We start from the raw sequence: 14,797 nt of genomic DNA on the forward strand, positions 1-14,797 counted from the left end.
CAACCATGTCCCTACCACCTGTGTTAACTCGTGGCACTACCGGAATAGAATTCTTTACGAATTCTTCCGCATCTTTGGTTTCAAACTTGCCGGATCCTTATTTAAACGGACTGCCTGACCCTGTTTTTTTGCTACGGCGAGACGGCCGAATACTAAAGGCAAATGCGCGGGCTCTCAGTTGGCTCAACAGGCAATTCAATTCTCAAGTTGAAGGTTATTACCTGCACCAACTTATCAAGGCTCACGAATGGCAGGGCTGCATTGGCTCAATTGAAGGCAAATTATTGAGTCACTTTTTCGGTACGGGTATTTTACCAAGAAATGTCAACTTGCATCTTGGGATCCAAGGCGAATGCGAATACATGGATCACGAGGATCACAGTCACGTGTTAAAAGTTTCTCTGAAAAAGATCTTCTCGGAAAATCAGACACAACTCATGCTAACGATTGAGGAGATCACAGAAGCCAAAAAAAAGGAACTCTTGCAGAACCTCTTCATGCATGATTTGGCAAATCGTGTTACTGAAGTCATCGCCAATTCAGAGTTACTCAATCAGTTTTGCAAAAAAGGCGAGAACGAGCCAGAGAAGCTGACTCGTTGGACAGAAAACATTAGTATGATTTCCAGAGAACTCGGACTGGAGGTGTCGGCTCAACAAGCAGTCGCTTCCATGGAAATGAAAAAAATGTCAGCGAAACCAACCGAGGTAAACGCTCTAACAGAAGTGGAAAAACTGGCAGCTCACTTTTACCCGGTTGAAAAAGATCATGGCGTAAAGCTCGAGATCAGCGAAGACGCCACGGAAATTATCCTGTTTACAGATCCGGTTTTACTTCGTCGGGTTCTAACTAATCTGGTCAAAAATGCCATTGAAGCATCCAAACCAGGCCAAGTAATCACCTTAGGTTGTCGACTTGGAAAGAGGTCCGGACAGGTAGAATTCTGGATTCACAACCCGGGTTACATAGAAGAAGAAATAAGAGCCCATTTATTTAAGCCCTATTTCTCGACTAAAAACAGCATGCGAGGGCTAGGCACCTACAGTATTAAGTTTCTGACCGAATTCTTTTTAAAAGGAACCGTCGAGGTGCAATCAAGCAAGGAAGCAGGCACCTGTTTTAAAGTTACTTATCCCGTTTCCTTGGAGACAAAACTGTCCGCATAAACTTCCAAACAGACCTACTCTTCAATTACCTTACTAATACTTTTAGCAGTAGGTACTTCAAAAGTGTAATCTTCGAAATGAATTTGGTGGATGCACGCACGTTTCGTACAGGAGGGTAACGCTTTAAGTGAAACATCGCAGTCAATTTCTATGCTACCAGGCAAACACTGCCGAGGCTGACTCTTACTGTAGCAAAGATTCGCAGTTGAAGCAAAATCCAGCACCCAACTCTCATACTTCTCATTGAGGCATAAGGTACGTGTAACGGTATCGGACTTATTCGAAGAATCAGGCTTAGCCTGGAGGACAAAGGTAAGCTGAAAGCACTCCGAATGCGGATTGAATACCAATCCGATCCACGAAGATTCGTATAAGCCAGGTCCTAGGTTTCCAATATCCATAAATACTTAGGACATTGAAAGCCCCTTCCAATTTCCAAGTCAATGCAAGGCAAAGATTATTTTTATAAATCGGTGAGCTGACAATTTTACCCTTAGCTGAATTGATCGCACAGTTAATACGGAGAATTTTTTAAATAAGCTCGATTTAACGAAAATCTATCTACTGGATTGCGTGATTTGGACTGCTGAATACACATTATTACTGAGAATGTACCTTAAGAATCGCAAAATAGTTATTCTTCATAAAACGACGCAGAAAACTTTCAATGATACAAAACTGATAAATTTGTTACGACAGCATTGGGTAAAGGCTGGAGCTGACATTGAAGATCTTTTTGGTACAGACACTTTCGTTCCGGCAGACTTGGTGATTGTCCATGTGGATCTCTCCGTTGTTCCAACCGAATACCAAAAGTTTGCGGCTCGATATCCAAGCCAAATAAATGCTAATATCTTCGACATTCGTAAATCTAAAGTTTGCAAACATTTACTTTCACAAGAGGACGTATATAATGAGCCGGTGATTGTAAAAACGGATCTAAATTTCGCTGGGATTCCAGACCCACTAGTGTCCAGTTAAGGACAGTTTTAAAATATGTAAGTTAATGTTATAGAGTATAAAAGGAGATTTTTTGCATGTCACGCATTTGAATTTGGTTTTGCTGAATTGGAGTCTTATTGAGACTAGCCAATATGAATATTGGCCATCTTGTCTTTTCTCAAATTACAGACATTCTCGGCCGGAAGCAGTTTGATCGTTGCGTATCCAAATATCCCATGCCTAGAAAAAGCAGAAGCTTCACACTATGATAGACCTGCGGGGCTCCATCCCCGTATTCATAGCCATCACCGAGGGAAAGGTTCACGACGTCAACGCTCTGGATTGGATCGTCTTGGAGGCCGGAGCCTTCTATGTAATGGATCGTGGATACGTCGATTTCAGGCGGCTCGATCGGATCCGCTCGGCATTGGCTTTCTTCGTGACCAGAGCCAAATCCAACATGAGCTATTATGTCAAGGAGTCCCCAGCGGTGGACAAATCCATTGGTTTGAGGTGCGATCAAACGATCCGTCTCAACGATCCGAAAAGCAAGAGGCACTATCCACGCGACCTCAGACGAATTAGCTTTTTCGAAACAGAGACGAGCAAACTGCTCGTGTTCGTAACCAACAACTTCGAAGTCGACGCCATCGTGATAGCGAAGATCTACAAAGCTCGATGGCAGATCGAACTCTTCTTCAAATGGATCAAGCAAAACTTGAGAATCAAGGCGTTTTACGGGCTTAGCGAGAACGCGGTGAAGACCCAGATATGGACTGCTACGTGTGTTTATCTGATGGTGTCCTGTCTCAATAAGACACTTGGAATTGACCAAAGCATGAGCCGAATCCTGCAAGTGATCAGCGTTAACGTGTTTTCTAAAGATCCTCTCCAACAACTATTTATGAATAATGATACAAGCAATCACGGTTATTACAACCCTAACCAGTTGATACTCAACGACTTTTAACTGGACGCTAGTGGTAACGACCGATTAAAAATTCGAAGCGGAATCCAGGGCTTCCCTCCAATAAATTACATTTTTAGAAAACTCCAAGGCCTCAAGAGACGTTTATCTAAACACCCGGATATAGAATCAAAATACCAATATCAGGTTTTCGAAAATCTCAACAAGGTCCCCAAAAAATATTTCAAAAATGGATTGGTGGTGCAAAAGTTTTTACCCGAACGCTTAGGCGAATATTATGTCGTCCGTGAGTGCTACTTTCTCGGTAATCGTTACTACATTAACGTAGAATCTAGTTTCGAACCTGTATTCACTACGGGAACCCAAATTGAGTTTGGTCCAGGAACTCCTCCAACAGAGATAGTTGAGATTAGGAATGCAATGCATCTGAATTATGGCAAAATCGACTATGCAATATGTAATGGAGAAACAGTAATTTTCGATATTAATAAAACCGTTGGAACCATTTCTGATCAATCAATTGCAGCTGGTAAAATCGCAGAATACTTAGCCCCGGCAATCGAACAATTCTTAAACTCAGAGGATTGATTCCAATAATCTCCTGAATGTGGAATTAAGAATTCAACGCCAGTTTTAATAGCCGCTGAGCGTTATCAGATAGAATCAAAAATGAAGCTATTTTTTTCGCTTTGTCCGACATTTTATTCCACGTCTTTTGCAGAATTGAAATCATCTTTTCGTCAGTAGTTTTCGCAATTAGATCATCAAACTGGTTTTCAATAAAAATCAGACACAGCGCATCTTCAATCACTTGCACTTCGGGATCACTCTCGAGGTTTTTTTTGAGATTAATATCACGCACACGGTCGATGGTTGATTGGTCGAATCCAACTTCTTTGAGCACTTCAGCACTCTTTCCGGCATGAAACGATTTTAGATTTTTTCTCCAATTGAGATACCCTACTCTCCCTTCCGGATAACTTGATCGAGGAATTTCCCAGCGACAAAGGTGCTGACAACGAGCAGCCAAACGTACCACTTCCGATGCATTTGAATCCAATTGAAATACCCAATCGGTCATCTTGTTCGCAAAGAACAATTCGAACGGAACAGCTTCACCATCAACAAGGCGATGATTCGGATCCTGCGCGTTTAGCATATCGAATTGAGCAATTGCTCTGTTAAAACGATCTGGTTCATTCATTCTACAAGACAAACACCACCTTTCATCCGTGACACGAAGAAAATCGTACTGCTCGATTATTGGAATGGTATGGGAAACCTAATTCGGAGTTTCTGGAGTCAGTAAAAGAGGCCACACCCAACGTCTATGGAGTTAGAGCTTTGCATGGCTACACGTGGGAATGGGTTCGTGATTTCAACAATTCTATGGTTACCGGCGAGTCTCGTGCAGATTCCGGTTTGGACCGGGCACTCTATTGTGCAGGAGGAGCCCTTGGCACTGCCGACCCACACAATTATGCCGCATTCATGCGCTATGCATTTCGTTCAAGCCTGAAAGGAAACTATGCCGTTTCAAATCTTGGTTTTCGAGGGGCACGCAGCATCGAAAGCAATTAGACACTCGCCATGAAATCATTATTCTTTTTTGCTCTAACGTTAGCAGTAATGACCTGTTCTTTCGCTGAGAATTTGCTTCTGACACTGCCACCGGCTCAAGCTTTGGAAGGCTCACTTTACGACCTCGAATCCAAATGGTGGACCCAGGATAACAAACCCATCAAGTTGAGCGATTTAAAAGGGAAAGTGCGCGTGGTGGCTATGGGTTATACCTCGTGTCAGTATGCCTGCCCACGTATTATTGCAGACCTCAGGCGAATCGAAGCCGAACTCAAAGGTCCAGAACAAGATCCCGATAAGGTAAGTTTCTCATTCATCTCAATTGATCCGAAGAACGACACGCCAGAACGAATGAAGAGCTTGGAACAAAACTATGGATTCAATCCAGACCGATGGCTACTTCTCACAGGCGATGAGGACGGTGTACTCGAACTGGCTGTTTCACTTGGGATGAAATACCGAAAAACCTCCGCTATGGATTTTGCCCACTCTAACATTATCACCATCCTCGCATCGGATGGCAGAATCGCCTATCAAACATCACAAATTGGAGCAGATATATCCAACGCGCTTGCAGCGATCGGTGCATGCCTTCAATCTCTTGAGGCCGAGGCAAATTGACCTGATAAACCAATAGACTGTTTACCGATGATTTTAAAAAAGCCCCCATGTTCGATTCCATAGTCAACCCAGACGAAGCTTCTCATTGTGCATTTCAGCGAATCCGTGGATTACTCGTAGTCGGAACAATGTTATCAGCTTGTTGAGTCCATTATCGAAGGCACTAAACCGGGATTTACGGTGATCACCGATCTTGGTAAATTGAGACACATGGACTATGAATGCGCTCATTTTGTCAGTGCCATTATGGACCTATGTAATAAGGCTCAGGTGGCACATGTTTATCGCGTTATCCCGAATGCTCAAATTGACATCGGTTGGAACATCATGTCCAAATTTCACTACGATACCAGCAAGGTTCACATAGAAACCTTCCCAACATTTTTTTTGGCCATAAAGAAATTCTTAGTCGAAAAGTCCATGGCATTTGCTCCAAAAAACTATTGAGTTTTTTTGATCTGAAAAGGTTGTGGTCTAAACGCGGTTTCTCAGGATCTGATTCGAATAGACGGATCATTAATCGAGATTTTGAATCCAGAAAAGTTGAAGTTGTACATGGATGGTTAAATTTTTTCGGAAATATTTTTCCAGTTTTTAATCCGTAAGTTAAAACGTAAAGTCAGCTTCCAGCCAAAGCTTGTCGCTTCCGGGTATGCCGCCACCCCCCTGGTAGAAGGCGGCCTTGGCAATAAACTTGAGCTGCTTGTTGACCGGCAATACGGCTAATACATCAATCTCACTGCCAAAGTCCGTTCCTCCTTTGTCCGCAGAAAAGTTGTGATACACAGCTGTTAGTGCAACCTTATCCACATTGGTTCCTACTGAGAAATACAAGTCTTCCAGTCCCGCACCCGGAGTTCCAAGAAACGCATCGGCCCAACCATTAAAGGCATGAAGCGTGGCAAGAGGAGTCTTAAACCCCACTCCATTGTCGCTTCCCAACACTTCGTAGCCTCCTTTGAAGGTGAATCCTTCGTAGGAAGTTCCAAGAATGAGGTGCAGGTAGTCGGTATTATAGCTCGGTGAGATCTCACCCGCATCATTCTGAACCGCATATTCAGCATGGTAGGTAAAATCGAAACCATCCTCTACTTCACTCACCCCAGAAACGTTGAAGCCATAGGTATCGGTAGAATTGGGATGCGAATTGGAAAAATCCAGAAGGTAGGCATACGCACCCAATTTTACTCCACTTTCCAGCAATAAAGAACCATTAAACAAATGGGAGTCGGACTTAAACTCACGCATCGCAAGAGCTGGTGCGTCGTCTCCGAATATTCGCTGAACCTTGTCGATGTATCCATAGAATCCGGTTAATCCACTTTCAGTGTCAGCGTATTTGAGCGTAAACGCATCATACGTTTGTTCGTTTTGCCTCCAGCCGACATTGCCAACAAATCGGGCATTATCGAGAATGATTCGCTGCCGTCCAACGATGCCCGTAAATCCATTTTCTGAGTATGAAATTTGAGCGCGATTCAGCTCAGTTCCTACAGGATCAGCGATCACCGTTTTTCCAGCAACCGGATAAGGGTTGTAGTCGTCTTCGTCCAAAGCGCGGACATCCTCGCCTTCGATAAAGAATTTAATTCCATTAAGATCGACAGATTCAAAACCAACTCGAGATCGAAGGGTAAAAGCTTCAGAGGATTCACGCCCATCCTGGTCAGCGGTTTCAAGTCGAGCCCGAAAGTCGCCCACGAATTTTCCCACCTCCTCAATGTCCTGAGCATTCAGACCGTTTGACAAAATAGCCAGGGAAAGACCGGCAAAAGAGATAGCGTTAAGGTAGTTATTTTTCAGCTTCATAGTTCCAAGGTTAAAAAGTTTTTCGAAAGCATTCCTGCAGATGAGATGCCACCAATGCAACTTTGACCATAAACAAACCCGGTATTTTTAATTAAGTACATGAGTCAATTTCATCCACCTCCGCATAACCGTGTACGCACCAAAGTTAGCGAATTATGGATTGAATATACTTACTTTACTCCCGACCGCCTTGACTCATATCAAGAACAGAAGGGAACATTTGAACTTTAATCCAATATAAGTAAATCTGACTCGCCTAGCTCAAGCGTACCAGAGGTCAGGATACGCGCTCGCAATCCACCCTTTCCTTTAAGGAAGCCATGGGCATCCGGTGCCACGGCTGTTTCCATCCAAACACAGGGAGTCGCTTCTTGAGTACCCTCAAATTCAACAGAGCCGATTTTGAACCGTTTACCGATCAGGCTGTTTAAATCCACTCCACGGGTAATGATGTTTCTACGAAACGCGGAATTATCAAAAGGAGAATGCTCCAAAGTTTCTCGAAGAGAATCTGCCACTTCTGCAGCAAAGAAGGTCACTTGACCTTTAAAATTTTCCTGGTAATCGAAGAAACGATCGCCTTCGATTCCTTTTCCGGCGACGCAATTTGCGGTAGCGGGTGCCTGTACGCCATGGTTCAATCGCTCCATTCCAAAACGACCAAAAAAATCATGCCCGGGAGATATGTAAATCGCTTCAATTTCCATGATTCAAGTTGATCTCTATATAGTTGAGGGAAAAACGCCGGCTTCATTCCATATTCGCTCCACCATTCTGCAAAAATGAGAGGTACCCGCATAGTAATAAAGTTTAGGAGCTTTTAAATTGAATTCCTTCATTGGAAATATCGGGGAATCGAAAAAATGGAACTCGGTTCCCACCGCTTCACATAACGCATAGGACGCAGCAATGTCCCAAACACTTACCCGGTTGCTAAAAGAACCATCCATCAACCCATTTGCGGTGTAGGCGAGGTGCAGGGTACCGGTACCCATGTTGCGCATTTTAAGGCCCCTCCCTTTTAGCGCTGCAAGCAACTTGAACAATCGTTCAGCCGAAAACCCATCAAATGCCGCAAAAAGCTCATTCGATTCTGTTCGAGTACTCGGCCGCATCTCTGCCTCGCCTTCAAACGCACCCCGATTTTTTCCTCCATGCATGATCAATCTCCTCGAGGCGTCATAGATGATTCCATAAACCGGCACACCGTTTTGAAGCAGTCCCAAAGAGATGGCACACATCGACATACCCAGAGCAAAGTTGTTGGTACCGTCCACGGGATCGATAATCCATACAAACTCCGAGTCCATCGGCACCGGCTCGGTTTGGTCCTGCGTTTCTTCCGAAAAAAACTGGTCATCCGGAAAAGCTTCCAGGATACGAGCTTCCGTCTTACGCGAAATAGTTAAGTCAGCTTCCGTCACCCTTGATCGATCGGCCTTCCATTCACTGTCGACCTTCCCAAACAAACGTTGAAAGAGCGGAATCTGCTCCTCGACCGCCGCAATCCCCACAGTGATCCGCTTTTGTATACCTTCCTCCCCATGCATGATCGCAGTGCAATTGGGTTCATTTCCAAGGTCAAGTGCAAGCTGCCCAAGTTTTAGCTATTCCCCGATCTCTACCTTCAACAAACCTGCACCATGGAAAGTTCATAACTCCCGTATCAAAATCGATTAAAGAATGATTGATAATAGTGAACATATGTATACTTATTTACATTTTTCCAAAACTTTTGGACAACACAAAATGACACCGTTCGTACATCTAGATGCCGACGCCTTCTTCGCGTCGGTCGAGCAGGCTGCCGACCCGCGCCTGCGCGGCATCCCCATGGCCGTAGGCGGACGCAAACGTGGCATTATCGCCGCAGCTTCCTACGAAGCACGGCGGCTCGGTGTCTATACGCCCATGCCAACTCAGCGAGCGCTGCAGGTTTGCCCGGAGCTGGTCGTTGTACCCGGCAACTTTGAGTTGTATGAACAATTTTCCGACTGGATCTTTGGTATGTGCGAGGAGCTTACTCCCCTGGTTGAGCGCTGCTCCATAGATGAGGGCTACATGGATTTATCCGGCACCTGGAACCTATCGCAAGAGGGTATGATCACTCAGGTTCAGAAACTTGATAAGGAAATCCACTCCTGGCTAAAGATCACTCTCTCCGAAGGATTGGCCACCAACAAAATCGTGTCCTCTGTAGCCAGCAAGCTGCACAAGCCCAACGGTTTTCTCGTCGTCCCGGAAGGGTCAGAAGCCGAGTTCATGGGTGCCCTCCCCCTAGGTCGTATGCCTGGTATCGGCCCACGCACTGAAGAAGCGCTTCGGGCTATTGGAGCCCGTCGTATTAAAGACTTGATTACTCTGGGTGCAGAACGTCTCCACCCCTTCCTCGGAAAGACCACTGACTCCTTTCTTCAACTTGCACGCGGTGTTGATGATCGGCGCATCGTACTCGAACGCGAACCGGCCAAGTCTTACTCCCAACAACACACCTTCAAACAGGATATCGGTGACGATGACGAAATCATCCGACACCTGAAAACCATGATAGACGACGAAATGATCCGTATGCGTGATGACGGAAAACAAGCCCGGACCCTCAGCATCAAGATTCGTTACACCGACATGGAAGAAAGCGAATCCTCTCGTAGCCTGCACGAACCCAGTAGCCTGGAAAACGATTTCTATCCCTTCGTCGAACCCATGGTCAAAAACCTCTGGCAACGCCGAGTTCACCTGCGCCTCGTCGCCGTCCGTTTCTCTCGCCTCTACGACGCTTACGAACAACTGGAGTTCTTCGACCGTAAACGTCAGCGCCTCCGACAACTCAGCCACGTTATCGATAAGGTCAACGAAGACTACGGCAAATACACCGTGCAGCGCGCTTATCGTTTAGGCCTGACCAGCCGCGGAGGAGGCAAACGCAAAACACCGTTTAATCCTTAGGAAAGAATTGAAGGAATTTCAGGCTATTCGCAGTTTACTATTAATCAATGAGAGTTCTTCCCAAGCTCAAAAATAGCGGAACCAATTGCAGAAAGCTGTTCTTGAGTTAGCGCATGATTTTCTAGAGCCGAACTAACTTCCGACTGAAGAGCCGATAGATCCTTCAGCGCTTCTCCCCGCCGTAACTCAAATACCAAGCGATTAATCCGTCCACTGATTCGACCAAGCGCAGGACGGAGCTCTTCGACCAGATCGGGCGGATCGGTCATCGTAGCTGGGCCTTCGAGCGTTTTGAATTGGATCGCCTTGGCCGCCTCGATCTGTGCTTTGAAAAAAGCCTCCACTGCGGAAGTATCGGGCGGACCCACGCTCTGACGCTGGGATTCTTCGATTACGCCCTTCACAGCCGCCTCAATGACACGTGCTTCCTGGGCCAGGTCCTCGACAGGTTTTCCAAGAACGCGTTTACTTTCGGCCACCGCGACCATCAAAGACAGGCGCTCATCCATGGCGGCAAGTAATGCGGGTAGCGGAGTTGCGGTTTTGAATTCGTTGCCGGGAGGAAGATAGGCTTGCCGGAGATTCCCCAAGGTTCCATCCGCTTCTTTGGCCAGCAACCAGGCATCCAATTGATCGGCCAGTTCGACCTTCTCCGGGTGAACGAGCCAGGCCTTGTTATCCCGGGAGAATGGAGCCAAAGCTGTTGCATCCGGCAACCGTCGCAACCAGTGAGGCGCTTCCATGGTATCGGTTACTATGGCATCTACCTTGTTCTCAGTTAACAGGACCGGGACCCTTTGGTTGTCATTGGAAGTTACAATGAACGCATTTGGAAATGTCTTGCGGGTAACCCGTTCCAGATGGCCGCCGTGATTTACCCCAATCCGAATTCCCGGATGGTTGAAAGATTCAAGTGGTGGATTTTTCCCACGCTCACCCACAATGACCACGGCACCGCTTCTTGCGATGGGGACGGTAAACCGACCGACCATAGACCTGTCTTCCCTCACGGTTACACCACTCATAGCCACATCAAATTTTCCCGTTTCCAGGTCTTTCAAAAGATCAACCCACTGGAAGATCACGAATTCCACATCCATCCGGCGATCGGCAGCAAAAGCTTTCGCCAATTCGATTTCGAATCCTTCCAATTTGTCATTCTCCTTGGTTGAACTGAAGGGAGCGTAGTCACCGGACATTCCAACCCTTAGGATCTTTGTGGCTTCAAGGTCGGTTCCAAGGAGGCCATCGCTCAAGCCAACGAGTAGACTAGAAAGCAAAAATAATCGCGTAACGAAACTAAAGCACTTCGATATTAATCGACAGGGTTTGGACATGGAGTAAAATTCTCTTCATCAGACCGTGCAGTCTAGTCTTTATTTTCGGACTAATTTTCGTAGGGTGTAACTAACTATGCGGGGAATATTGAAAGTAGCCGTAGGGCCAGTTGCTTGCAACTCGGCCTACGCGGTGCACAACGGTCCCGGACAAGGCGTCGATGTATGCCGTAGCGTCAGTTGCTTGCAACTCGACCTCTGCGAGTCCCCCGACACCTTCGACAAAGGCATCGATGCGAGCATCGAGCCCTACGACGGGTGGATTTGTATTCCGGAAATTGGAACGCACAATGGATTTCCGAGGTTACCCGTGGAAAAAATAAAACCGAATTTCGTAATCTCAGACACTTCTTCCATTCCGTTGTGACCTTCACTCAAATATGCCCCCGCTGTAAAAGCCCGAACGCATGCGGTTTTACCGAGGACCCGTCTATCTCGGGATGTTGGTGCACGAAAATTAACATGCCAGCGGCGGTATTGAATTTTATCCAAAAAGAATACAGAGAAACCAGTTGCCTTTGCAAAGCATGCCTCCTCGATTTGATCGCCGACCTCGACAAGGAAGCCGCTGGTCAAAAATGAAAAGGCCTGCTCGCTTTGCAACGAACAGGCCTAGTAAAATCCGCTAATATTTAAGGTCTTTAAGCGTCCGGACGAGTCCAGACAAAGACCTTGGTTTGGGTATTGAGTGGGAAAACAACATTCACCGCCTTGGACGCGGGATTATTGCTTGAGGAGTTATCGATACTGTCTTCGTAAATGATGCGATCGCCATTCACAGGTTGTAATACAACAGCAATATTCACCACCTTGTTAAAGTTCTCGGCACGAACCGTAACTGTCTTGTTTGGATCTTCATTAAAATCTAAGAGCACAAACTCAGATGTTGTTGTATCCAATGCCACATTTGTCCCAGCAACCTCCGTAATATCCAAACGCGGTGTAGGAGTGGGAAATACAACCAGATTTGAACCCACACTGGTGAAAGCAGAAGGATCAAAAGTAATGCTGATACCGGACCGATCAATAGTATCCACACGGATTCGACCAAACCCTGCAAAGCTATTCCCCAAAGCAGCATAATCATTTCTGAGGCTTTCTGCTCTTATTGCCCCTGAGCCAAAAACATGGGGCGCGACTAGACGAACCGCGCCGCCACTACCTCCGTTATAAGCACCAGCAAAAAATCTACCTCCCTGAGCTAAAATTACCCCTGTCGAAGCGAGCTCAACCTGTGTATTGGAAGCGATCAATAGAGCACCACCTCCACCGCCTCCTCCATTTCCCGGAGTTCCAGAGGTACCACCCCCTCCCGATCCGCCAGTCAAGGGTATCAACAGAGGCGAACCGTAGACAGCTCCTTCACCAGTACTGGAACCACTTACAGATTGATCCCCGTAACTTCCAGATCCCGCTCCTGTGCTACCAGTACTATTGCCGCCCGCTTTTCCTCCACCAGGACCTAAACCGTCTCCGGGAGACACCCCGGCACTTCCAGGAGCTCCACCATCGAAACCACCAGGACCAGGTTGGCCACCTACACTAGTGCTTCCCTCTCCTCCTGATACATTGATAGTTCCGGCAATCGTTACATTACCGGTCGCCAAGAGATACACCGGGGTGTTGAACTCATTTTTCGTGAATGCAAGAGTGAAACCTGCGGCAACGTCTATGGTCGTGGCATGTATGATACCATCAGGAGGTAAAACCATAGTTGTGTTTGAGGTAATATTAATTGCACCATCACTCTCGTCACTTCCTGAATCAAAGTTGATCTGGGCAAGAACTTGCGCCATGCAGAGAATTAATGAACTCCCTGTAAGAATTATTGTTTTATAGGTTTTCATATTATTAGCGGATTTGAATTAAAAACATTTATTGAAGTTAAGATCAGGGTTCAACGGGATCGGTTACTTCCACAGGTGGATTAGCCAAGGTGACTCCAGAAGAAAGATCTCCTGAAACGGAACTGTAGAGCATGACACTCGCCGGAGGATGAGCCACAGTTACGCCAGGAGGCAGATCCCCCGTATCAGCCGATAAGGTCAATACACTCACGGGCGGTCGGGCCAATGTTACGTTCGCCGCCAAATCCCCGAGCCCGGCAGAGACGAAAAGCATCACACTGGTCCGTGGATTTGCCAGGGTGACTCCAGAAGAAAGATCTCCGTTATTGGATGACAATGTAAGTACTGAAACCGGTGGTCGGGCCAGGGTAATTCCAGGGGACTGGACTCCAACGTTAGAACTTAAGGCCAGAACGTTTACTGGAGGATTCGCAAACACCATTTGGAATGGTATCGCATTAGAATCGATGGGACTGCTGCCAGAAATAAACTCAGCTTCATCTGAGAATCCATCTCCATCGGAATCAATTAAATTGATATTTGTTCCCGCCAGCACTTCGCGGAAATCGGGAAGACCATCCATATCGGCGTCTTCGAGGTTGTCATTAATACCGTCCATATCAGAATCCTTCTCACCCAGATTAAATCCCAGGAAGGCTTCCACATCGTTTGTCACTCCGTCACCATCAATATCCTCTTTACCATCAGAAATTCCGTCATCATCTGAATCGGGATCGTTCGGATCGAGCCCGACGTTCAATTCGATCACATCGCTCAGACCATCCTGATCCGTATCGGCATCACCCAAAGCGAGAAAAACCGAAACAAACTTTTGCCTGAGGGCATTTCCAATATTGTCTGTAACAGAAGTTTCAACAGTGATGCGGAAATATCCAGAATCGAGCACCTCGTCCAAAAGGTAGCTGATAATGCTACCATCTTCACTGAAGGAGAAAAGACCACCGGTAAATAGTAGATCATCAGGTGTGTTAAATAATCCATCCTCGCCCACTCCAATCAGATAAGCGCTTAACTCATCAATTGTGTTAGGATCAATCGCCTCAGAGAAAAAGAGAGTAAACCCATTGGTATCACCTATGATGGCATTTTGGGATGGAAGTACTGAATTTACCCTTGGAGGCGTTGAATCAGGGGTAAGGTTCAGAGTAATCGGATCGGAAAACGAGGCGTTCCCACCCGTATCACTGGCCCGGGCAATTACTTCAATTGAGTTCGTCACATCCAAAGAGCCAGCAGGTAAAGTCACTTCAAAGGGAAAATTGCCATCGGTTTTGATCAGTTGATCATCCACATAGAACTCAACATTACGCACCTGGACATCGTCTTGCACATCTACGCGCACCAAGAAAAGAGATCCTTCTTCGATTGATGCTCCATCTTCAGGTTCTACAATCGTAACGGTCGGTGGCTGACCTAGACTGTCAAAAGCGAGATAGTTCACGACATGCAGTCCAGCGGTGTGGTCCGCCACATAGCCAATGCCGTTATAGATAGACCCTGTTCGAAAAGCCTTCCGGAAGGAAGGTTTTCTTTTTTTGGTTCGTAGTTCAGGCTTGAGGACTCTCCGGGAGAGGTTTGAGAAGGAGTCGAAAGCTGTCG

At 46.3% G+C, this 14,797-nt stretch carries 15 protein-coding genes and 1 pseudogene; 7 read left to right on the forward strand and 9 right to left on the reverse strand.

Translation table 11 applies throughout. The features are described 5' to 3' along the window. Positions 1–5: 5 nt before the first annotated feature. From O3C43_13905 to O3C43_13920, 4 genes and pseudogenes are all read left to right on the forward strand, one after another. Positions 6–1,166 carry a HAMP domain-containing sensor histidine kinase gene (locus O3C43_13905; GenBank protein MDA1067586.1) on the forward strand — a complete coding sequence of 387 codons (1,161 nt, stop codon included), beginning with the start codon at positions 6–8 and terminating at the stop codon, positions 1,164–1,166. Between the two features lie 609 nt (positions 1,167–1,775). After that, on the forward strand, positions 1,776–2,147 hold the full coding sequence (locus tag O3C43_13910; GenBank protein ID MDA1067587.1) for a hypothetical protein: 372 nt from the start codon (positions 1,776–1,778) through the stop codon (positions 2,145–2,147). A 223-nt stretch (positions 2,148–2,370) separates the two neighbouring features. Further along, positions 2,371–3,078: pseudogene (locus O3C43_13915) on the forward strand (IS4 family transposase). A gap of 195 nt (positions 3,079–3,273) precedes the next feature. Further along, positions 3,274–3,624: a hypothetical protein gene (locus O3C43_13920; GenBank protein ID MDA1067588.1), complete on the forward strand. Its 351-nt coding sequence runs from the start codon at positions 3,274–3,276 to the stop codon at positions 3,622–3,624. Positions 3,625–3,649: 25 nt separating this feature from the next. Here the strand turns inward: O3C43_13920 and O3C43_13925 are convergent, their stop codons facing one another. Further along, a complete protein-coding gene (locus O3C43_13925; GenBank protein MDA1067589.1) occupies positions 3,650–4,240 on the reverse strand; it encodes a DUF4202 domain-containing protein in 591 nt (196 codons plus the stop codon). A 59-nt stretch (positions 4,241–4,299) separates the two neighbouring features. On the opposite strand from O3C43_13925, the gene O3C43_13930 reads away from it, so the two are divergent. Further along, positions 4,300–4,617 (forward strand): SUMF1/EgtB/PvdO family nonheme iron enzyme, encoded by a 318-nt coding sequence (locus O3C43_13930; GenBank protein MDA1067590.1) that lies wholly within the window; start codon positions 4,300–4,302, stop codon positions 4,615–4,617. A 48-nt stretch (positions 4,618–4,665) separates the two neighbouring features. Then, entirely contained in the window at positions 4,666–5,238 is a 573-nt protein-coding gene (locus O3C43_13935) for an SCO family protein (protein MDA1067591.1), read from the forward strand. A gap of 63 nt (positions 5,239–5,301) precedes the next feature. Here O3C43_13935 and O3C43_13940 read toward each other — a convergent pair whose 3' ends face one another. From O3C43_13940 to O3C43_13955, 4 genes are all read right to left on the reverse strand, one after another. Continuing rightward, entirely contained in the window at positions 5,302–5,469 is a 168-nt protein-coding gene (locus O3C43_13940; protein MDA1067592.1) for a hypothetical protein, read from the reverse strand. A 375-nt stretch (positions 5,470–5,844) separates the two neighbouring features. Further along, complete coding sequence (locus O3C43_13945) at positions 5,845–7,047, reverse strand: hypothetical protein (GenBank protein MDA1067593.1); 1,203 nt, start codon at positions 7,045–7,047, stop codon at positions 5,845–5,847. A gap of 227 nt (positions 7,048–7,274) precedes the next feature. Beyond that, the gene (locus tag O3C43_13950; GenBank protein MDA1067594.1) at positions 7,275–7,754 is read right to left on the reverse strand and encodes an MOSC domain-containing protein; all 480 of its coding nucleotides are present in this window, start codon (positions 7,752–7,754) and stop codon (positions 7,275–7,277) included. 15 nt (positions 7,755–7,769) lie between these two features. Further along, a complete protein-coding gene (locus O3C43_13955) occupies positions 7,770–8,597 on the reverse strand; it encodes an inositol monophosphatase family protein (GenBank protein MDA1067595.1) in 828 nt (275 codons plus the stop codon). Positions 8,598–8,796: 199 nt separating this feature from the next. On the opposite strand from O3C43_13955, the gene O3C43_13960 reads away from it, so the two are divergent. Further along, entirely contained in the window at positions 8,797–9,993 is a 1,197-nt protein-coding gene (locus tag O3C43_13960; protein ID MDA1067596.1) for a DNA polymerase IV, read from the forward strand. A 44-nt stretch (positions 9,994–10,037) separates the two neighbouring features. On the opposite strand, the gene O3C43_13965 is transcribed toward O3C43_13960, so the two are convergent. The 4 genes from O3C43_13965 to O3C43_13980 all read right to left on the reverse strand — a co-directional run. Next, positions 10,038–11,273: a transporter substrate-binding domain-containing protein gene (locus O3C43_13965; GenBank protein MDA1067597.1), complete on the reverse strand. Its 1,236-nt coding sequence runs from the start codon at positions 11,271–11,273 to the stop codon at positions 10,038–10,040. Positions 11,274–11,400: 127 nt separating this feature from the next. Continuing rightward, positions 11,401–11,619 (reverse strand): hypothetical protein, encoded by a 219-nt coding sequence (locus O3C43_13970; protein MDA1067598.1) that lies wholly within the window; start codon positions 11,617–11,619, stop codon positions 11,401–11,403. Positions 11,620–11,971: 352 nt separating this feature from the next. Continuing rightward, on the reverse strand, positions 11,972–13,177 hold the full coding sequence (locus O3C43_13975) for a hypothetical protein (protein ID MDA1067599.1): 1,206 nt from the start codon (positions 13,175–13,177) through the stop codon (positions 11,972–11,974). 43 nt (positions 13,178–13,220) lie between these two features. Then, the coding region (locus O3C43_13980) for an Ig-like domain-containing protein (protein ID MDA1067600.1) at positions 13,221–14,797 on the reverse strand (1,577 nt) is incomplete at its 5' end.

The organism is Verrucomicrobiota bacterium (genome assembly GCA_027622555.1).
Taxonomy (GTDB): domain Bacteria; phylum Verrucomicrobiota; class Verrucomicrobiia; order Opitutales; family UBA2995; genus UBA2995.

Bases quoted from the DNA above. Each gene is read 5' to 3' on its own strand.
- O3C43_13905 (MDA1067586.1), top strand. From the start codon at position 6: ATGTCCCTACCACCTGTGTTAACTCGTGGCACTACCGGAATAGAATTC.
- O3C43_13910 (MDA1067587.1), top strand. From the start codon at position 1,776: ATGTACCTTAAGAATCGCAAAATAGTTATTCTTCATAAAACGACGCAG.
- O3C43_13925 (MDA1067589.1), bottom strand. From the start codon at position 4,240: ATGAATGAACCAGATCGTTTTAACAGAGCAATTGCTCAATTCGATATG.
- O3C43_13935 (MDA1067591.1), top strand. From the start codon at position 4,666: ATGACCTGTTCTTTCGCTGAGAATTTGCTTCTGACACTGCCACCGGCT.
- O3C43_13940 (MDA1067592.1), bottom strand. From the start codon at position 5,469: ATGAGCGCATTCATAGTCCATGTGTCTCAATTTACCAAGATCGGTGAT.
- O3C43_13945 (MDA1067593.1), bottom strand. From the start codon at position 7,047: ATGAAGCTGAAAAATAACTACCTTAACGCTATCTCTTTTGCCGGTCTT.
- O3C43_13950 (MDA1067594.1), bottom strand. From the start codon at position 7,754: ATGGAAATTGAAGCGATTTACATATCTCCCGGGCATGATTTTTTTGGT.
- O3C43_13955 (MDA1067595.1), bottom strand. From the start codon at position 8,597: ATGCATGGGGAGGAAGGTATACAAAAGCGGATCACTGTGGGGATTGCG.
- O3C43_13960 (MDA1067596.1), top strand. From the start codon at position 8,797: ATGACACCGTTCGTACATCTAGATGCCGACGCCTTCTTCGCGTCGGTC.
- O3C43_13975 (MDA1067599.1), bottom strand. From the start codon at position 13,177: ATGAAAACCTATAAAACAATAATTCTTACAGGGAGTTCATTAATTCTC.